Annotated in this window: 18 protein-coding genes and 1 pseudogene; 13 read left to right on the top strand and 6 right to left on the bottom strand. The window is 73.3% G+C overall.

Going from position 1 to position 17,415, the window contains the following annotated elements:
• Positions 1-29 precede the first annotated feature (29 nt).
• The 4 genes from K7472_RS04985 to K7472_RS04970 all read left to right on the top strand — a co-directional run bounded on the left by K7472_RS04985 (position 30) and on the right by K7472_RS04970 (position 1,793).
• Positions 30-206: a hypothetical protein gene (locus tag K7472_RS04985; RefSeq protein ID WP_222974249.1), complete on the top strand. Its 177-nt coding sequence runs from the start codon at positions 30-32 to the stop codon at positions 204-206.
• 201 nt (positions 207-407) lie between these two features.
• Positions 408-1,058, top strand: a complete 651-nt coding sequence (locus K7472_RS04980; protein WP_222974247.1) for a TetR/AcrR family transcriptional regulator — start codon at positions 408-410, stop codon at positions 1,056-1,058.
• A gap of 60 nt (positions 1,059-1,118) precedes the next feature.
• Positions 1,119-1,346, top strand: a complete 228-nt coding sequence (locus K7472_RS04975; protein ID WP_222974245.1) for a DUF3107 domain-containing protein — start codon at positions 1,119-1,121, stop codon at positions 1,344-1,346.
• Between the two features lie 177 nt (positions 1,347-1,523).
• Positions 1,524-1,793 carry a hypothetical protein gene (locus K7472_RS04970; protein WP_222974243.1) on the top strand — a complete coding sequence of 90 codons (270 nt, stop codon included), beginning with the start codon at positions 1,524-1,526 and terminating at the stop codon, positions 1,791-1,793.
• 3 nt (positions 1,794-1,796) lie between these two features.
• On the opposite strand, the gene K7472_RS04965 is transcribed toward K7472_RS04970, so the two are convergent.
• Positions 1,797-2,531 carry a ferritin-like fold-containing protein gene (locus tag K7472_RS04965; RefSeq protein WP_222974241.1) on the bottom strand — a complete coding sequence of 245 codons (735 nt, stop codon included), beginning with the start codon at positions 2,529-2,531 and terminating at the stop codon, positions 1,797-1,799.
• Between the two features lie 428 nt (positions 2,532-2,959).
• Here K7472_RS04965 and K7472_RS04960 point away from each other — a divergent pair.
• From K7472_RS04960 to K7472_RS04950, 3 genes and pseudogenes are all read left to right on the top strand, one after another.
• A pseudogene (locus tag K7472_RS04960) lies at positions 2,960-4,669 on the top strand (DEAD/DEAH box helicase); the annotation flags it as partial.
• Positions 4,670-4,773: 104 nt separating this feature from the next.
• Positions 4,774-5,664 (top strand): alpha/beta fold hydrolase, encoded by an 891-nt coding sequence (locus K7472_RS04955; RefSeq protein WP_222974239.1) that lies wholly within the window; start codon positions 4,774-4,776, stop codon positions 5,662-5,664.
• A 181-nt stretch (positions 5,665-5,845) separates the two neighbouring features.
• Positions 5,846-5,989 (top strand): DUF8834 family protein, encoded by a 144-nt coding sequence (locus tag K7472_RS04950; RefSeq protein WP_222974237.1) that lies wholly within the window; start codon positions 5,846-5,848, stop codon positions 5,987-5,989.
• 87 nt (positions 5,990-6,076) lie between these two features.
• On the opposite strand, the gene K7472_RS04945 is transcribed toward K7472_RS04950, so the two are convergent.
• The 3 genes from K7472_RS04945 to K7472_RS04935 all read right to left on the bottom strand — a co-directional run bounded on the left by K7472_RS04945 (position 6,077) and on the right by K7472_RS04935 (position 8,482).
• Positions 6,077-6,685, bottom strand: coding sequence for a MarC family protein (locus K7472_RS04945; protein WP_222974235.1), 609 nt, complete (start codon positions 6,683-6,685; stop codon positions 6,077-6,079).
• Between the two features lie 152 nt (positions 6,686-6,837).
• A complete protein-coding gene (locus K7472_RS04940; RefSeq protein WP_222974233.1) occupies positions 6,838-7,695 on the bottom strand; it encodes a PHP domain-containing protein in 858 nt (285 codons plus the stop codon).
• A gap of 118 nt (positions 7,696-7,813) precedes the next feature.
• Entirely contained in the window at positions 7,814-8,482 is a 669-nt protein-coding gene (locus tag K7472_RS04935) for a DUF6758 family protein (RefSeq protein ID WP_222974231.1), read from the bottom strand.
• Between the two features lie 280 nt (positions 8,483-8,762).
• On the opposite strand from K7472_RS04935, the gene K7472_RS04930 reads away from it, so the two are divergent.
• Entirely contained in the window at positions 8,763-9,956 is a 1,194-nt protein-coding gene (locus tag K7472_RS04930; protein WP_252395134.1) for an MFS transporter, read from the top strand.
• Positions 9,957-10,021: 65 nt separating this feature from the next.
• Here the strand turns inward: K7472_RS04930 and K7472_RS04925 are convergent, their stop codons facing one another.
• Positions 10,022-10,675: a suppressor of fused domain protein gene (locus K7472_RS04925; protein ID WP_222974227.1), complete on the bottom strand. Its 654-nt coding sequence runs from the start codon at positions 10,673-10,675 to the stop codon at positions 10,022-10,024.
• A gap of 458 nt (positions 10,676-11,133) precedes the next feature.
• Here K7472_RS04925 and K7472_RS04920 point away from each other — a divergent pair, with 458 nt between their 5' ends.
• Positions 11,134-12,237 (top strand): magnesium and cobalt transport protein CorA, encoded by a 1,104-nt coding sequence (locus tag K7472_RS04920; protein ID WP_222974225.1) that lies wholly within the window; start codon positions 11,134-11,136, stop codon positions 12,235-12,237.
• Positions 12,238-12,276: 39 nt separating this feature from the next.
• Here K7472_RS04920 and K7472_RS04915 read toward each other — a convergent pair whose 3' ends face one another.
• Positions 12,277-13,260 carry a DMT family transporter gene (locus K7472_RS04915; RefSeq protein ID WP_372457909.1) on the bottom strand — a complete coding sequence of 328 codons (984 nt, stop codon included), beginning with the start codon at positions 13,258-13,260 and terminating at the stop codon, positions 12,277-12,279.
• Positions 13,261-13,394: 134 nt separating this feature from the next.
• Here K7472_RS04915 and K7472_RS04910 point away from each other — a divergent pair, with 134 nt between their 5' ends.
• The 4 genes from K7472_RS04910 to K7472_RS04895 all read left to right on the top strand — a co-directional run bounded on the left by K7472_RS04910 (position 13,395) and on the right by K7472_RS04895 (position 17,379).
• Positions 13,395-13,946, top strand: a complete 552-nt coding sequence (locus K7472_RS04910) for a hypothetical protein (protein WP_222974223.1) — start codon at positions 13,395-13,397, stop codon at positions 13,944-13,946.
• A gap of 353 nt (positions 13,947-14,299) precedes the next feature.
• Positions 14,300-15,595, top strand: coding sequence for a magnesium transporter MgtE N-terminal domain-containing protein (locus tag K7472_RS04905; protein WP_222974220.1), 1,296 nt, complete (start codon positions 14,300-14,302; stop codon positions 15,593-15,595).
• Entirely contained in the window at positions 15,585-16,205 is a 621-nt protein-coding gene (locus K7472_RS04900) for a DUF1003 domain-containing protein (protein WP_222974218.1), read from the top strand. Before K7472_RS04905 ends, K7472_RS04900 begins: the two co-directional genes overlap by 11 nt.
• Positions 16,206-16,224: 19 nt before the next feature.
• Positions 16,225-17,379, top strand: coding sequence for an Mrp/NBP35 family ATP-binding protein (locus K7472_RS04895; RefSeq protein WP_222974216.1), 1,155 nt, complete (start codon positions 16,225-16,227; stop codon positions 17,377-17,379).
• The last annotated feature ends 36 nt before the right edge of the window (positions 17,380-17,415 follow it).

Here is a 17,415-nt window from a genome sequence, read left to right as displayed (position 1 = left end):
CGCGCGGACCAGCAGGGACAGGAGGTTCCATGTCGGAAGAACCGAACGAGACCCTCGAGGCCAACGAGGCCGACGCCGCCGAGCAGCGGTCCGGCGTCCTGGAGGACGACGAGCAGGGCGAGGAGCCCACTCGCGACGACGTCGATCCGGCCGACGCCGCCGAGCAGCACCGGTCCGTACCGCTCGACGAAGACGACTATCGCTGACAAGTCCGTACGAAGCGGGCGGGCTCAGGGTGCCGAAACCGGCCGCTCGATGAGATTCTGCCGCCGGGCCACGCACAGGTCGGTTACCCAACCGTACGATGGCGTCCGCAGCGCGGGCACACCGCGGCAGACCGCACATTTCGACGACACCGGCCCCGGCACGGGCCCGGCGTCACGGGAACAAGCACTTTGGGAGGCGGCGTGACAGCCACGGAGCAGACTCAGGCGCGCCCGCGTGGGACGCGTCTGCCGCGCCGCGCCCGACGCAACCAACTGCTGGGCGCGGCCCAGGAGGTCTTCGTCGCCCAGGGGTACCACGCGGCGGCGATGGACGACATCGCGGAGCGCGCGGGCGTCAGCAAGCCCGTCCTCTACCAGCACTTCCCGGGCAAGCTGGAGCTCTACCTCGCCCTGCTCGACCAGCACTGCGAGTCGCTGTTGCAGGCGGTCCGCACGGCGCTGGCGTCCACCACGGACAACAAGAAGCGCGTCGAGGCGACGATGCACGCCTACTTCGCCTACGTCGAGGACGAGGGCGGCGCCTTCCGGCTGGTCTTCGAGTCCGACCTGACCAACGAGCCGGCCGTGCGCGAGCGCGTGGACAAGGTGGCGTTGCAGTGCGCGGAGGCGATCAGCGAGGTGATCGCGGAGGACACCGGCCTGGCCAAGGAGCAGTCGATGCTGCTGGCGGTCGGCCTCGGCGGCGTCTCGCAGGTGGTCGCCCGCTACTGGCTCTCCTCGGGCAGCCCGATCCCGCGCGACCAGGCGGTGCAGCTGCTGACCTCGCTGGCCTGGCGGGGCATCGCGGGCTTCCCGCTGCACGGCGCGGACCCAGCAGGTCAGCAGCACTGACGCCGCGCCGCAGACGCTACTGTTGGCGCACAACGCCGCACCATCGGAGGGAAGAGAGCCGTGGAGGTCAAGATCGGCGTGCAGTACGCGCCGCGCGAGATCGTCATCGAGAGCGAGCAGTCGCCCGAGGAGGTCGAGAAGGCCGTGGCCGCGGCCCTGGCCGGCACCGACAAGCTGCTGGCCCTCACCGACGACCGGGGCCGCAAGGTCCTGGTCCCGGCCGACCGGCTGGCCTACGTGGAGCTCGGTGAGCCGACGAAGCACAAGGTGGGCTTCGGCCCGCTGTAGTCGACCCGCGGGAGCCGTCCCGCTGTCGGGCGTTTCCGCGAACAGACGGCCGAACGGCGGCCATCCGGGAGTGAACCGGATGGCCGCCGTTTGCGTACCCGTGGCCACGGGGTAGGACCCGAAGCGTCTGCATTTACGACGGTGTGCCGGACGTAAGAGATCGGCGGGAGGGACGCCATGGCCTGGGAATCGCTGGTCAGCGCACTCATCGGGCTGGCGGTGGCCTGGACCGCCGTCCACCGGCTGCCCGACCGCTTCCGCGACCACCGCCTCACCCTGGCGACCGGCCCGGCGGCGGCCCTGGTCGGCGGCGGCCTGACGTCCTGGATCGTCGGCCCGACCCCGCCGCTTTTCCCGCTGGCCGCGGCCCTGTTGGTCTCGACGGCCCTGCTGTCGCTGCTGCTGAAGCCCCATCACCTGACGCTGAGCCAGGCGCGCAGGTCGTAGCGGCTAGGACGCGAGCCCGAGCGCCGACATCCGCTTGGTGTGCGCTTCCGTGATCCGGGTGAACATCCGGCCGACCTCCGCGAGGTCGAAGCCGTCCGCCACGCCCCCGACCAGCATCGTGGACAGCGCGTCACGTTCGGCGACGACCCGCTGAGCCTGCGACAGCGCCTCGCCCATCAGCCGCCGCGCCCACAGCGCGAGCCGCCCGCCGACCCGCGGTTCCGCCTCGATCGCGGCCCGTACCTTCTCCACCGCGAAGCTCGCGTGCCCAGTGTCGTCGAGGACGCCCAGCACCAACCCCCGGGAGTCGGAGTCCAGCCGCGCCGCGACCTCCCGGTAGAAGTCGCTGGCGATCGAGTCGCCCACGTACGCCTTGACCAGGCCCTCCAGCCAGTCGGACGGCGCGGTCTGCTTGTGGAAGCCGTCCAGGGCCGCCGCGAACGGCTCCATCGCGGCGGTCGGCTCCTCGCCGATCTCGGCCAGCCGCCCCCGCAGCCGCTCGAAGTGGGCGAACTCCGCCGACGCCATCTTGGCCAGTTCCGCCTTGTCGGCCAGCGTCGGCGCGAGCTTCGCGTCCTCCGCGAGCCGTTCGAACGCGGCCAGCTCCCCGTAGGCGAGCGCGCCGAGCAGGTCGACGACGGCGGCCCGGTACTGCGGGTCGGCGGCGGCGGTCGTCCAGTCCTGGGCGGCGATCCCGGTGGGCTCGGGCTGCTCGGAAGTCTCGTCAGGCGTCTGCATGCTCGGCACAATAGTCCGCCCGCGCCCCCGCGAGAGCCCCGCCCGGCGCCGCGGGGCCTTCCCGGCCACGGCGCACGGACGCGGGCCCGGGCGTGCGCGGGCGCACGCCCGGCGACAGCCCGAGAGAATCGATCCGCCACGCGTGAGCGGTTCCGGGGTACAGTGGTAAGAGAGCCCGCCGAATGAGTCGGCGGACTCATCCACGAATGCGGATGCCCGGTCGGTGGCCCGATCGGCTCCGAACCGACAGCCCTCCCACCTCCCTGTGGGCGGGCCCGCTCGCGGCGCACGTGAGGGCCGCGGTCCCGCGCTCCTCGTACGACCCGAAGCGGCCGTACGACGACACACAAGGCGCGGTCAGCGCCCGGCACGGCAGAGCATGACGCCGGCCGGAAGCTCGACCCCCCTCACCGTACGGCGCCGCGCTGATGGAAGAGGCAAGCATCCTGTCCACCACGACTTTCCGTGATCTCGGGATCCTCCCCGAGACCGCCGAGGCCCTGGAAGCCGTCGGCATCACCACTCCGTTCCCCATCCAGGAGATGACCCTCCCGGTCGCCCTCTCGGGCAGCGACGTCATCGGCCAGGCCAAGACCGGCACCGGCAAGACGCTGGGCTTCGGCCTGCCGCTGCTGGAGCGGGTCACCGTGCCCGCCGACGTCGAGGCGGGCCGCGCGGCCCCCGAGGCGCTGAGCGACGGGCCGCAGGCCCTGGTCGTCGTGCCCACCCGCGAGCTGTGCACCCAGGTCACCAACGACCTGCTGACCGCCGGCAAGGTCCGCAACGTGCGGGTCCTGGCCATCTACGGCGGCCGTGCCTACGAGCCGCAGGTCGAGGCGCTCAAGAAGGGCGTCGACGTGGTCGTCGGCACCCCGGGCCGCCTGCTCGACCTGGCCGGCCAGCGCAAGCTGAACCTGAAGTCCGTGCGCGCGCTCGTGCTCGACGAGGCCGACGAGATGCTCGACCTGGGCTTCCTGCCCGACGTCGAGAAGATCATGGAGATGCTGCCGAAGAAGCGGCAGACCATGCTGTTCTCGGCGACCATGCCGGGCCAGGTCATCTCGCTCGCCCGCCGCTACATGTCGCAGCCCACCCACATCCGCGCCACCGCGCCGGACGACGAGGGCGCGACCGTGGCCAACATCACGCAGCACGTCTTCCGCGCGCACTCGATGGACAAGCCGGAGCTGGTCGCCCGGGTCCTGCAGGCCGAGGGCCGCGGGCTGGCGATGATCTTCTGCCGTACCAAGCGCACCGCCGCCGACATCGCCGACCAGCTGACCCAGCGCGGCTTCGCGGCCGGCGCGGTCCACGGCGACCTGGGCCAGGGCGCCCGCGAGCAGGCGCTGCGCGCGTTCCGCAACGGCAAGGTCGACGTGCTGGTCTGCACCGACGTCGCCGCGCGCGGCATCGACGTGGACGGCGTGACGCACGTCATCAACTACCAGTCCCCCGAGGACGAGAAGACCTACCTGCACCGCGTCGGCCGCACCGGCCGGGCGGGCAACTCCGGCATCGCGATCACCCTGGTCGACTGGGACGACATCCCGCGCTGGCAGCTGATCAACAAGGCGCTGGACCTGCCGTTCAACGCCCCGGAGGAGACCTACTCGACCTCCCCGCACCTGTACGAGCTGCTGGGCATCCCGGAGGGCACCAAGGGCGTGCTGCCGCGCGCCGAGCGCACCCGGGCCGGGCTCGGTGCCGAGGAGATCGAGGACCTGGGCGAGACCGGCGGCCGCGGCCGCAAGTCCTCCTCGGGTCCGGCCGCCTCGACCGCCCCGGCCGAGCGCCCCAAGCGGGAGCGCGCCCCGCGCCAGCGCCGTCGCACCCGCAGCGGCGCTCCGGTGGACGAGTCGGCCGCGACCGTGCCCGCGCCCGCCGAGCGGCCCGCGGCGGAGTCGACCGCCGAGGGTGACGCGCCCGCGTCGCGTCCGGCGCCGCGCCGCCGCCGTCGTACCCGCTCGGGCGCCCCGGCGGCCGCGGAGTCCGGCACCGGCGGCACCGCCACGGCGACCGTGGAGGCCGCGCCCGCCGCGACCGCCGCGCCGCGTGAGGCGGCCGAGGGTGAGGCCAAGCCCGCCCGCCGCCGTCGCAGGACCCGCGCGACCGCCAAGGCGGAGCCCACGACGGAAGCCTGATCCTCCGGGATCTCGCACACCGTCGCACGCCACGGACGGCCCGCACCCCGGACGGGGGTGCGGGCCGTTTCGCGTTGATCGCGGGCGGTTAGCCTGGCCGCATGAGCCGACCTCCGATCCTCGACGTGCCCGAGTCCGCGCGGGCGTACCGGCTGCCCACCGCGCGCGGCGAGTTCGCCGTGCTGGACGCGGGAGAGGCGCGGCGCGGGACCGCGCTGCTGGTGCCCGGGTTCACCGGCAGCAAGGAGGACTTCGTGGCGCTGCTCGACCCGCTGGCGCGGGCGGGCTGGCGGGTCGTCGCGGTGGACGGGCGCGGGCAGTTCGAGTCCGGCGGGCCGCGCGAGGAGTCGGCGTACGCCCGCGAGGAGCTGGTCGCCGATCTGCTGGCGCAGGCGGCGGCGCTGGACGCGGGCCCCGTGCACCTGCTGGGGCACTCGTTCGGCGGGCTGGTGGCGCGCAGCGCGGTGCTGGCGGACGCCGGGCCGTGGGCGTCGCTGACGCTGATGAGCTCGGGCCCCGCCGCGATCGAGGAGGACCAGCGCAAGCGCACCGGGATGCTGCTGCGGGCGCTGGTCACGATGGACATGGAGACGGTCTGGCGGGCGATGCGGGCGCTGGACGCCGAGGACCCGACGGCCGCCGCCGGGGGCGCGGAGCCGGACGGGATGCCGGAGGGGCTCGACGCGTTCCTGCACCGGCGCTGGGTGGCGAACGTGCCCGAGCAGCTGATCGTGACCGGCCGCCAGCTGGTGGCCGAGCCGGACCGGGTGGCCGAGCTGGCGGCGGTGGCGCTGCCCAAGCTGGTGGTGTCCGGCGCGGTGGACTACGCGTGGCCGGTGCCGTGGCTGGACGCGATGGCGGAGCGGCTGGGCGCGCGGCGCGAGGTGATCGAGGGCGCCGAGCACTCCCCCAACGCCGAGCGTCCCGAGGCGACGGCGGCGGTGCTGGACGCGTTCTGGGGCGACGTCCCCCCGTCGGCTACTCGTCAGTAATTAGGCACCGAAAATTTTTCCTTAGCGTACGGAATATTTTCTTACCTACGTTCGTTGAGACGAGATGTAACGGGCAGGCAATCCGGCCGAAGCCGCCGCGAAGCAGCGCGGCTCTCCAATGGAGGAGTGTCCGAAGGTCTCGACCCCGCGCCCGTCGCGGGACGGACGAAGGGAGAAGCCAGTGCGCTTCGAGATCATGCGCCTCGACGACGCGAACGGCACGGCCGTGGACAGCACCGTCGTGGACGCCGCCTCCGTCAAGACGATCGTGCAGCAGGCCGCCGCCACCGGGCAGCGGCTCTACATCCGCCCCGCGGAGCAGTAGGTCACGACGTAGTACGACGAACGAGCGCCCCGTACATCGTGGTACGGGGCGCTTTCGCGTACCCGGGGGGTCGCAGCGGGGCCGGGGTCAGCTGCCGCCGTGGACGAAGCCCATGACGCCGTTGGCGACCTGCTGCACGGCGATGGCGGACAGCAGCATGCCGGACAGCCGGGTCACCAGGACCACGCCGCCGTCCTTGATCAGCCGGATGATGGCCAGCGAGTAGCGCATGGTCAGCCACAGCACGATGTGCATGGCCACGATCGCCGCCCACACCGAGAGCTCCTGGCCGGTGCCGTTGGCGTGCTGGACGGCGAGGATCACGGTGACGATGGCGCCGGGACCGGCCAGCAGCGGCATGCCCAGCGGCACCAGGGCCACGTTGACGTCCTTGGTCTGGCTCGGCTCGTCCGCCTTGCCGGTGAGCAGGTCCAGCGCGATCAGCAGCAGGAGCAGGCCGCCGGAGATGCGCAGCGCGGGCACCGAGACGTGCAGGTAGTCCAGGATCTGCTGGCCGCACAGGGCGAAGACGGCGATCACGCCGAACGCGACGAGCACCGCCTGCCAGGCCATCCGGCGCTGCACCTTGGCGGCGCGGCCACCGGTGAGGGCGATGAAGATCGGGGTGATGCCGGGCGGGTCCATGATCACGAAGAGCGTGACGAAGACCGACCCGAACAGGGTGACGTCGAACATGTTCAGTGGGAGCTTTCGCGGTCGCGGTGCGGGGACGTTCGCTGCGACGGCGCAGAAGGGCGCACCGGCGCAGGAGAGGGAGGTCTGCGGTCGTGAGGGAGTGTCCCGCCGTTCGGGGCGGCGGGCCGGGCGGGGGGAGCCGGTGTTCCGCGCTAGATGGCGGTGATCGGCACGGCGCCGGTGGCCCGGCGGGAGATCTCCCGGTAGACCTCGGGGTCGGTGGTGTACTCCCCGAGCCGACAGCTCTTGCGGCTGCCGTGGTAGTCGCTGGAGCCGGTGGCCAGCAGGCCCAGTTCGGCGGCGAGGGCGCGCAGCCGGGCGCGGGTCGGCTCGTCGTGGTCCATGTGGTCGACCTCGATGCCGTCCAGGCCCGCGGCGGCCAGCTCCGCTATCGCGGCCTCCGGAATGGTCCGGCCGCGCTTGGCGGCGGCCGGGTGGGCGAAGACGGTGACGCCGCCGGCGCCCTTGACCAGGCGGATGGCGTCGAAGGGGTCCAGCTCGTGCTTCTCCACGTACGCGCGACCGCCGTCGGCCAGCCACTCCTCGGTGAAGGCGTCCGAGACGGTCTCCACGACGCCCAGTTCGACCAGGGCGGAGGCGACGTGCGGGCGCCCGACGCTGCCGTTCCCGGCGATCCGGGCGACCTGCTCCCAGGTGATCGGCACGCCGAGGTCGCGCAGCCTGGCGACCATGCCCTTCGCGCGCGGCACCCGGTCGTCGCGGACGAGTTCGCGTTCGGCGGCGAGAGCGGGTTCGGCGGGGTCGAAGAGGTAGGCGAGCATGTGCAGGCTGGTGCCGTCCAGTCGGCAGGACAGCTCGGCGCCGGTGACCAGGGTGAGCGCGCCGCCCAGCGCGCGGACCGCGTCGGCGGCCTCCGCGTACCCGCCGACGGTGTCGTGGTCGGTGAGGGCGACGACGTCGAGGCCCTCGGCGGCGGCGTTGCGTACCAGCTCGGCGGGGGTGTCCGTGCCGTCGGAGGCGGTGGAGTGGGCGTGCAGGTCGATACGCACGACGTGGACTCCTTCCCTGCCTTCGATTCGTGACGGCGATCGCCATGGTGGCGTACTTGCGAAACCAAGGATAACTGCCGCTCGCTACCGGCAAATCCCAGGACAGGGGTCGGATGCGTCACCCCGGGCCGAGGGGCCCCGGCACGGGTCGGCCGATCAGCCGGGGCGACAGCGCCCCGCAGGGCAGCAGGTCCACCTCCGCCCCGGCGTCCCGCAGGTCGGTCAGCACGAGTTCGTCGTAGAGCAGCAGGCCGGACTGCTCGGGCCAGGCGACCGCCCACAGCCACAGGCCGCACGCCTCGCCCGCGAAGACGGCCCGGTCGGGGGGCGCGTTGGCGACGTGCCACAGCGGCGTGGGGCGGCCGGCGGCCAGCACCTTGGCGTGCGGGGGCTGGTCGACGCACATGCGCGGGCCGGGGTCGGGCCCGGGGATGCCCGCGTACCGGGCGCCGAGGCCGACGCCCAGCTCCTCGGCGACGAAGAGCAGCTCCCCCGGTCCGCCCAGCGGTCCGGGTCCGGAGCAGGCCACCGCGGTCGCGCGGCCGCCGCTGCGGTCGTCCCCGGCGGCGGCGATCCCGGTGAACAGCCAGCCGACCGGCAGCGGCCAGGGCATCCAGACGGGCACCCGGGAGCGGTTCACGGCGACGCCGAGCGCTTCCACGCTCGGCGGCACCACGGGCTGCAACGGATACACGGTCCCGTGTTCGTCGCACTGCCAGGAATCGGCGAAGAGGCCGGGCGCCCGGACCCGGCCACCGCACTTCGGGCAACTGGGTTCACCCCTCATAGCGACCCACGGTCCTCCCCCGCGCCGGGGGTCGTCAAGGACGATCACCCATCTGCGGTGGGTCGTTGGGGTACGGACGAGGCCGCGCGCCCGCCGGACACCCGGACATGTAGTTGCATCTTGCATCTATCGGCTTCGCCGACGTAATGTATGTAAAGCACAACTACCTGAGGACGTCGTGAACCCGGTCGTGATCCGGGAGTGAGGAGCCACCGTGCCACGCACCGACCCGCGTCCGGACACCCGCGAGCAGGACCCGTTCGACGAGGGCGCCCGGAGCCTGCTGAAGCAGCCCAGGGCCGTGTGGGCGACCGCGGGCGCGGCCGTCGTCGCGTTCATGGGCATCGGCCTGGTCGACCCGATCCTGCCGTCCATCGCCAAGGGGCTGAACGCCACCCCGAGCCAGGTGTCGCTGCTGTTCACCAGCTACTTCCTGATCACCGCGTTCGCCATGCTGATCACCGGCTTCGTCTCCAGCCGGATCGGCGGGCGCAAGACGCTGCTGGCCGGGCTGGCGCTGGTGGTGGTCTTCGCGGCGCTGGCCGGCACCTCGCACTCGGTCGGCGAACTCGTCGGCTTCCGCGCCGGATGGGGCCTGGGCAACGCGTTGTTCGTCTCCACCTCGCTCGCCGTCATCGTCGGCGCGGCCGCCGGAGGCAGCGCGGCGGCGATCCTGCTGTACGAGTCGGCGCTCGGTCTCGGCATGGCCTGCGGTCCGCTGGTCGGCGCGATCCTGGGCAACCTCAAGTGGCGCTACCCGTTCTTCGGCACCGCCGTCCTGATGGCCATCGGGTTCGTCGCCATCACCTGCTTCCTGAAGGAGCAGCCGAAGCCCGCGCGCAAGACCTCGGTGCTCGACCCGATCCGGGCCCTGGGGCACGGCGGGCTGGCGTCCGCCGCCGCGAGCGCGTTCTTCTACAACTACGCGTTCTTCACCGTGCTGGCCTTCACCCCCTTCGTGCTCGACATGAGCCCGTACCGCTCCGGCGGCGTCTTCTTCGCCTGGGGGCTGCTGCTGGCGGTCTTCTCGGTGCTGGTCGCGCCGCGCGCGCAGGAACGCTTCGGGTCGCTGAAGGTGCTGGGCACCTCGCTGGTGCTGCTCGCGCTCGACCTGGTGGTGCTCGGCTACGGGAGCCACACCACCGCGGTCGTGGCGACCATCGTCTCCGGCGCGTTCATCGGCCTGAACAACACCGTCTTCACCGAGCTGGCGCTCGGCGTCTCGGACGCGCCGCGGCCGGTGGCGAGCGCGGGCTACAACTTCGTGCGCTGGTTCGCGGCGGCCGCCGCGCCCTACCTCGCGCCGAAGATCGCGGGCTGGACGAACCTGCACGTGCCGTTCCTGGTCGCCGGGCTCGCCGCGCTGGTGGGCTCGGGCATCGTGGTGGTCCGGCGGCGCCAACTGCGGCACGACGCGGAGGAGTTGGAGCCCGCGCACGCGACGCGGGACAGCGTGGCGGTGTTCGCCGACTGACCGCGCGTCCCGTACGGGAAGGACGGCCGCGCGTCCCGTACCCGTACGGGAGGAGCGCGCCGCCGTCAGCCCAGGTCGACCCCGGCCCGCAGCGGGTCGCGCAGATCGGTGCCCGCCGCCAGCCAGCGTTCCTGGAGGGCGGCGGCGCCGTGCACCCGCTTCCAGGCGGCCTCGTTGGCCGTCATCGGCAGCAACGGGAAGAAGCGGACCGGGTCCATCGGCTCGTCCAGTTCCAGGTCCTCGACCAGCCCGCCCGGCTCGGCCACCAGCACCGCGGAGAACGGCGCCCCTGGCCACAGCGGCTCGCCCAGGTCCAGCGACCCGCCCGGTGCCACGACCACGCCCTCGACCTGCGGCGACGCGGCGAGCACGGCCAGCGGGCGCAGCGCCTTGTCGGTGTCGGCGCGGCCGGCCCGTACCGACAGCACCAGTTCGGCACGCGGTCCGCGCACCGGGTCGGCGGTGGGCGAGGTCGGATCGCTCATCGGCTCCCGCGACATCCCGAGCGTCGCGTAGCGCACCACGTCGCCGTCGGGCCTGGAGCCGTCGGGCCCGGAGCCGTCAGGCCTGGAGCCGTCGCGGTCGGGCCCGGCGCCGCCCCCGGTGAAGCGCAGCACCTCGATGCGTCCGGTGCCCAGGAAGGTCACCGCCGCGCGGGCGTCCGGCTCGCCGAGCGCGCCGCGCAGCCGGGCCTCCGCCAACTCCACCACGTCAGACATACCGGGAGCATAGAGCGCGTCAGGACCGCGCCACCGGGGCGGGCGGTACCGCGCCACGGGGGCGGGCGGCGACGGGCCGCCTTGGTATGGTGAACCGCTGGGCCGCCGCGACGGCGGACCGCACCAGCGTGGACGTCCCCCTCGGGGACCGGCCGGAGGAGGTGGGGCTGCGATGGATCCCAGTCGACCGTGCAGTACCGACAGCTCTTCCGGTCCTGAGCCCGCCCGCGTCTGACGACCCGGGCCCGCGCCGCGTCCGCCCCTTGGCGGCAGCGCCGCCCCCGCCGTCGTAACGCCCGCTCGTCGCGGGCGCCCGCCCGGCGCACCGGCCCACTTCCGGCCCGCGCGGCCCGGTCTCCGTTCCCGGCCGTTCCGGAAGAGCTTCCTCGTCCTCACCGTCACGCCCCGGACCCTCTCTCCGCCCGGTCCGGCGGCCGGTCCGCGAAGGAGCCAGCCCCATGTCGATGATCCGCGATCTGCGCGCGGCCGTACGCCCGGCGTTCCGCAAGGCGTCCGGAGCCGGTGACGCCCACCCCTGCGAGCCGCTGGGCGATTCCGTGGTCGACTGCGCCGTCTACCGCGAAGGGCGGCGCGCCTCGGGCCAGTTGGCGCCGGGCGCGGCCCTGGCGCAGGTGCGCGAGGCGGGCGAGGGCTTCGTGTGGATCGGCCTGCACGAGCCGGGCGAGGCCGAACTCGCCGGTATCGCCAAGGAGTTCGGCCTGCACCCGCTGGCCGTCGAAGACGCCGTCCACGCCCACCAGCGCCCCAAGCTGGAGCGCTACGACGAGACGCTGTTCACCGTCTTCAAGACCGTGCGCTACGTCGAGCACACCCGGCTGACCGCCACCAGCGAGGTGGTGGAGACCGGTGAGGTGATGGTCTTCACCGGCGCCGAGTTCGTGGTCACCGTGCGGCACGGCGGCCACGGCTCGCTGCGCTCGCTGCGGCACCGCCTGGAGTCCAGCCCGGAGTTGCTGGCCAGGGGGCCGAGCGCGGTGCTGCACGCCATCGCCGACCGGGTGGTCGACGACTACCTCGCGGTCGCCGCCGCCGTGCAGAACGACATCGACGAGGTGGAGATCGACGTGTTCTCCACGGAGACCACCGGCTCCGGCGGCATGGAGACGGCCGGGCGGATCTACCAGCTCAAGCGCGAGGTGCTGGAGTTCAAGCGCGCGGTCGGCCCGCTGCTGCGGCCCACCCAGCTGCTGAGCGAGCGCCCGATGCCCAGCATCGACCCGCAGGTGCGCACCTACTTCCGGGACGTCGCCGACCACCTGGCCCGGGTGCACGAGCAGGTCGTGGGCTTCGACGACCTGCTGAACTCCATCCTCCAGGCCAACCTGGCGCAGGCGACCGTCGCGCAGAACGAGGACATGCGCAAGATCACCGCGTGGGCGGCGATCCTCGCCGTGCCGACGATGATCACCGGTGTGTACGGGATGAACTTCACGCACATGCCCGAACTGCACACCCGCTACGGCTACTACGTGGTGCTGGTCGCCATGGTCGCCGTCTGCGTGGCGATCCACCGCGGCTTCCGCCGCAACGGCTGGCTGTAGCGGCGCTGTTGTCGCCGGGCCGGGGCGCGGGCGCCGTGCTCAGACGCCGGTCTCGGGTTCTGGCGTGGCGCGGCCCTCGCGGCGGCCGGAGAGGATGACCAGGGCGAGACCCGCGAGGATCACCACCAGCCCCGGGTAGACCGCGAGCGGCGGGCGCTGGCCCAGCCAGACCGCCGCGATCAGCGCGGCCCCCGGGGTCTCCAGCAGGATCGCGGTGGAGGTGACCGACGGGCCCAGGCCGCGCACCACCCGGTTGATCAGCGAGTGCCCCAGCAGTTGGGCGGCGACGGTGAGCGCGACCAGCTTGGCCCAGGTGTCCGCCGAGTACCCGGAGCCCACCGAGGCGCCGGAGACCAGACAGGCGACGAGGAGCACGACGGCCGTGGTGCCGTAGCAGACGTAGGTGTACGCGGCCGTGCCGACGGTGCGCCGCACCTCGGCACCCAGCAGCACGTACCCGGCCGCCGCCATGCCTCCGGCCAGCGCCAGCGCGTCGCCGCCCAGGGCGCGGGCGGAGGTGGAGAAGTCGACACCGGAGACGGTCACGACGCCCACGATGGCCAGCGCGCTGCCCGCCCACACCAGGCCCGGCCTGCGCTGGCCGCGCAGCCGCAGGATCAGCGTGGTCCAGATCGGCGTGGTGGTCACCAGCGCGGTGGAGGAGGCCACCGAGGTCATCGACAGGCTGGGCAGCCACAGGCCGAAGTGCAGCGCGAGCACGCAGCCCGCCGCCACCGACAGCAGCACCGCGCGCCGTCCCATCCGGCGCAGCTCCCCGCGCGAGCGCAGCAGCACGAACGGGCTGAGCACGCCGACCGCCATGGCGTTGCGCCAGAAGGCGATGGCCAGGGCGGGCGCCGCGGTGGCGGCCACCAGCGGCGCCGACATCGAGATCCCGGCGACCGCGACCGCCAGCAGCACCAGATCGGTACGGGGCGACGCGCCCGGGGCACCGAGGTCGGTCGTCGGCTCGGCGGCCTGACGCGTCGTGCGGGCCCGGGAGACGGGCGAGGCGCCGGACAACGTGGGGCACACCCCTTCAGCAACTCGGACAGCGGTTCCAGGACCCGTTCAGCGTAAGGGGCGTGACCCCCTCATGGAACTGACCGTCCACCGGCCGGACAGCTCCGGCGGGACCCGGTACTAGGGTGGCCCGCATGGCGGAGGCTGAAACGGAGAGCACGCGGCGCGAGCTGCTGGAACGTGCGCTGATCGAGGAGGCGGCCAAGAAGTCGGGCCTGCTGTGGGTGCGTGGCACCGAGGGCCCGGCGGTCGGCCTGTGGCACGTCTGGCTGGACGGCGCCGTGTGCCTGGTCGGCGGCGGCCCCGGCGAGCAGCCGCTGCGCGGGCTGGCGGACGGCGCCGAGACCATGGTCACCGTGCGCAGCAAGGACAAGGGCGGCCGTCTGGTGGCCTTCCCCGCCGTGGTCCGGGAGCTCACGCCGGACGGCGAGGCGTGGCGGGCGGCCGTCGAGGAGCTGAAGGGCAAGCGGCTCAACGCGCCGGACGCCGAGACGATGACGGAGCGCTGGGCCCGCGAGTGCCGGGTGCTGCGGCTGGAGCCGTCCGGGCCGCCCGCCGAGCAGCCGGGGGCGATGCCCGACGGCAGCGGTGCCGCGGCCCCCGTGCCGACCGCCGCCATCACCCGCCGCCCGGTGCCGGCCGGGTTGCCCCGGCTGCTGTTCGGCCGCCGCCGCGCCGGACGCTGACGCCCGGCCCCGGCCGGGGGCGCGCCTGAGCCCACCAGGCGACCCCGCGGAGTGACGGTGTGACCACCCTCGGCGAGGCGGCTTGCCGTCGGACGTGCCGGGCGGCGTCGAGTTGGCCTTTCCTTGGCCGGCGCGTCGCGACCAGGCCCCGCGGGGCGGCTAGTCTTGCCTTTGATCCTTTGCACCCCTTCGGGTGGGGAGCGCCGCTCGTCGGGGAGCGGGTGAGCCCTCTTCGGGGCGTCCGGGGCGCCGCGGCGTCCAGGCGCCGAGGTACCGGGGACAGGAACAACGAAGAACAACGAAGAACAACGAAGAACGCGGACACGCAGGCGGACTGGTATCGGAGGCTCGGCATGGTCGCGGGAGCCCCCCGGGTCTTCATCTCCCACCTCTCGGGGGTCGCCGTCTTCGATCCCAACGGCGACCAGGTCGGCAGGCTGCGCGACGTCGTGGTGATGCTGCGCATCGGCGGCCGTCCGCCGCTGGTGCTGGGCCTGGTCGTCGAGGTGGTCAGCCGCCGCCGGATCTTCGTGCCGATGACCCGGGTGGTCGGCGTGGAGTCCGGCCAGGTCATCACCACCGGCGTGGTCAACCTGCGGCGCTTCGAGCAGCGGGCGGCCGAGACGCTGGTGCTGGGCGAGCTGCTGGACCGCCGGGTGCGCCTCACGGAGACCGACGAGGAGGTCACCGTCCTGGACGTGTCGATGGCCCAGCTGCCCGCCCGCAGGGACTGGGAGATCGACAAGGTCTTCGTACGGCGCGGCAAGGGGGGCGCGCTGCGGCGGCGGGGCGAGGCGCTCACCGTCGAGTGGTCCCAGGTGACCGGCTTCGCCGCCGTCGAACACGGCCAGGGCGCGGCCAACCTGCTGGCCACCTTCGAGCAGTTGCGCCCCGCCGACCTCGCCAACGTGCTGCACCACCTGTCGGAGAAGCGCCGCGCGGAGGTCGCCGCGGCTCTCGACGACGACCGGCTCGCCGACGTGCTGGAGGAGCTGCCGGAGGACGACCAGGTCGAGATCCTGGGCAAGCTCGCCGAGGAGCGCGCCGCCGACGTGCTGGAGGCGATGGACCCCGACGACGCCGCCGACCTGCTCTCCGAGCTGCCGGAGGCGGACAAGGAACGGCTGCTGGGGCTGATGGAGCCCGGCGAGGCGGCCCCGGTGCGGCGGCTGCTGTCGTACGAGGAGCGCACCGCGGGCGGTCTGATGACGACCGAGCCGATCGTGCTGCGCCCGGACGCCACCGTGGCCGAGGCGCTGGCGCGGGTGCGCAACCAGGACCTGTCCCCGGCGCTCGCCGCCCAGGTCTACGTCTGCCGCCCGCCGGACGAGACGCCCACCGGCAAGTACCTGGGCGTCGTGCACTTCCAGCGGCTGCTGCGCGACCCGCCGTTCGCGCTGGTCGGCTCGCTGGTCGACACCGACCTGCGGCCGCTGCCGCCGGACACCCCGCTGCCCGCGGTCACCAGCTACCTGGCCACGTACAACATGATCGCGGCGCCGATCGTGGACGAGAGCGGTTCGCTGCTGGGCGCGGTCACCGTGGACGACGTACTGGACCACCTGCTGCCCGACGACTGGCGGGAATCCGCCGGGCACGGCGGGATGTCGCCGGTGCAGGACCTGGAGGAGGCGCCCGATGCCCGGTGAGCGCGAGCACGGCGCCGAGCGCGTCAAGTCCAGGGCCGAGCGGGCCAGGGCCAAGGCCGAGCAGCGCGGCAAGCAGCAGTCGGGGACGGGCGCGACGCCGCGCGCCAGGACCCGGCTCGACGTGCCGCGCGCGCCCCGGCGGAGCCTGCTGCCCGCCTACGACCCCGAGGCGTTCGGGCGGATGTCCGAGCAGATCGCGCGGTTCCTCGGCACCGGGCGGTTCATCGTCTGGATGACGGTGGTCATCGTCATCTGGGTGGTGTGGAACATCGCCGCGCCGCACCGTCTCCAGTTCGACCACTACCCGTTCATCTTCCTGACCCTGATGCTCTCCCTCCAGGCGTCGTACGCGGCCCCGCTGATCCTGCTGGCGCAGAACCGGCAGGACGACCGCGACCGCGTCAACCTGGAGCAGGACCGCAGGCAGAACGAGCGGTCCATCGCCGACACCGAGTACCTGACCCGGGAGATCGCGGCGATGCGGATGAACCTGGGCGAGGTGGCGACCCGCGACTGGATCCGCTCGGAGATGCAGGACATGCTCAAGGAGCTGGAGGAGCGCCTGTACTCCGACCTGCGTGACGAAGGTGACGGCCGGGCGCGACCGTAGGCGCCGTACCATCGTCCGTATGGCTACCGACACGTACGGAGTACCGGAGGCCGACGCGGTACGCACCGCGCTGGCGACGGTGAACGACCCCGAGATCCACAAGCCGATCACCGATCTCGGCATGGTCAAATCCGTGGAGATCGGCGACGACGGCCGGGTCCGCGTCGCCGTCTACCTGACCGTGTCGGGCTGCCCGCTGCGCGACACCATCACCCGGCAGGTCACCGAGGCCGTCTCGCGCGTCCCCGGCGTGGCCGGTGTCGAGGTCGAGCTGGACGTGATGAGCGACGAGCAGCGCCGCGAGCTGGCGGAGTCGCTGCGCGGCGGACAGGCCGAGCGCGAGGTGCCGTTCGCCAAGCCGGGCTCGCTCACCCGGGTCTACGCGGTGGCCTCCGGCAAGGGCGGCGTCGGCAAGTCCTCGGTGACCGTGAACCTGGCCGCCGCGATGGCCGCCGACGGGCTGAAGGTGGGCGTGGTCGACGCCGACATCTACGGCCACTCGGTGCCGCGGATGCTGGGCGTGGAGGGCCGTCCCACCCAGGTCGAGAACATGATCATGCCGCCCTCGGCGCACGGCGTGAGCGTCATCTCCATCGGCATGTTCACCCCTGGCAACGCGCCGGTGGTCTGGCGCGGCCCGATGCTGCACCGCGCGCTCCAGCAGTTCCTGGCCGACGTCTACTGGGGCGACCTGGACGTGCTGCTGCTGGACCTGCCGCCCGGCACCGGTGACATCGCGATCTCGGTGGCCCAGCTCGTCCCGAACGCGGAGATCCTGGTGGTGACGACGCCTCAGCAGGCCGCCGCCGAGGTCGCCGAGCGGGCCGGGACGATCGCGGTGCAGACCCACCAGAAGATCGTCGGCGTCATCGAGAACATGTCGGGCCTGCCCTGCCCGCACTGCGGCGAGATGGTCGACGTCTTCGGCACCGGCGGCGGCCAGCGCGTCGCCGAGGGTCTGACCAAGGTCACCGGCGCGAACGTGCCGGTCCTCGGCTCCATCCCGATCGACGTGCGGCTGCGCGAGGGCGGCGACGACGGCCGCCCGGTCGTGCTGTCCGACGAGGGCTCCCAGGCCGCCCAGGCGCTGCGCACCATCGCCGGCAAGCTCGGCGGGCGCCAGCGGGGGCTGGCCGGGCTGTCGCTGGGGATCACCCCGCGCAACAAGTTCTAGCCCGCGGCGCGTCCGGCCCGGCGGTCCCGAGGGGCC

Source organism: Streptantibioticus parmotrematis (genome assembly GCF_019890615.1).
Lineage (GTDB): Bacteria > Actinomycetota > Actinomycetes > Streptomycetales > Streptomycetaceae > Streptantibioticus_D > Streptantibioticus_D parmotrematis.
Note: the sequence above shows the minus strand (reverse complement) of the source record. Positions and strands in the feature narration are given on the sequence as shown.

Excerpts from the sequence above, each read along its gene's own strand:
- K7472_RS04955 (WP_222974239.1), top strand. The coding sequence starts at position 4,774 with ATGAGCCGACCTCCGATCCTCGACGTGCCCGAGTCCGCGCGGGCGTAC.
- K7472_RS04965 (WP_222974241.1), bottom strand. The coding sequence starts at position 2,531 with ATGCAGACGCCTGACGAGACTTCCGAGCAGCCCGAGCCCACCGGGATC.
- K7472_RS04985 (WP_222974249.1), top strand. The coding sequence starts at position 30 with ATGTCGGAAGAACCGAACGAGACCCTCGAGGCCAACGAGGCCGACGCC.
- K7472_RS04895 (WP_222974216.1), top strand. The coding sequence starts at position 16,225 with ATGGCTACCGACACGTACGGAGTACCGGAGGCCGACGCGGTACGCACC.
- K7472_RS04900 (WP_222974218.1), top strand. The coding sequence starts at position 15,585 with ATGCCCGGTGAGCGCGAGCACGGCGCCGAGCGCGTCAAGTCCAGGGCC.
- K7472_RS04935 (WP_222974231.1), bottom strand. The coding sequence starts at position 8,482 with ATGAGGGGTGAACCCAGTTGCCCGAAGTGCGGTGGCCGGGTCCGGGCG.
- K7472_RS04920 (WP_222974225.1), top strand. The coding sequence starts at position 11,134 with ATGTCGATGATCCGCGATCTGCGCGCGGCCGTACGCCCGGCGTTCCGC.
- K7472_RS04925 (WP_222974227.1), bottom strand. The coding sequence starts at position 10,675 with ATGTCTGACGTGGTGGAGTTGGCGGAGGCCCGGCTGCGCGGCGCGCTC.
- K7472_RS04970 (WP_222974243.1), top strand. The coding sequence starts at position 1,524 with ATGGCCTGGGAATCGCTGGTCAGCGCACTCATCGGGCTGGCGGTGGCC.
- K7472_RS04945 (WP_222974235.1), bottom strand. The coding sequence starts at position 6,685 with ATGTTCGACGTCACCCTGTTCGGGTCGGTCTTCGTCACGCTCTTCGTG.
- K7472_RS04905 (WP_222974220.1), top strand. The coding sequence starts at position 14,300 with ATGGTCGCGGGAGCCCCCCGGGTCTTCATCTCCCACCTCTCGGGGGTC.
- K7472_RS04910 (WP_222974223.1), top strand. The coding sequence starts at position 13,395 with ATGGCGGAGGCTGAAACGGAGAGCACGCGGCGCGAGCTGCTGGAACGT.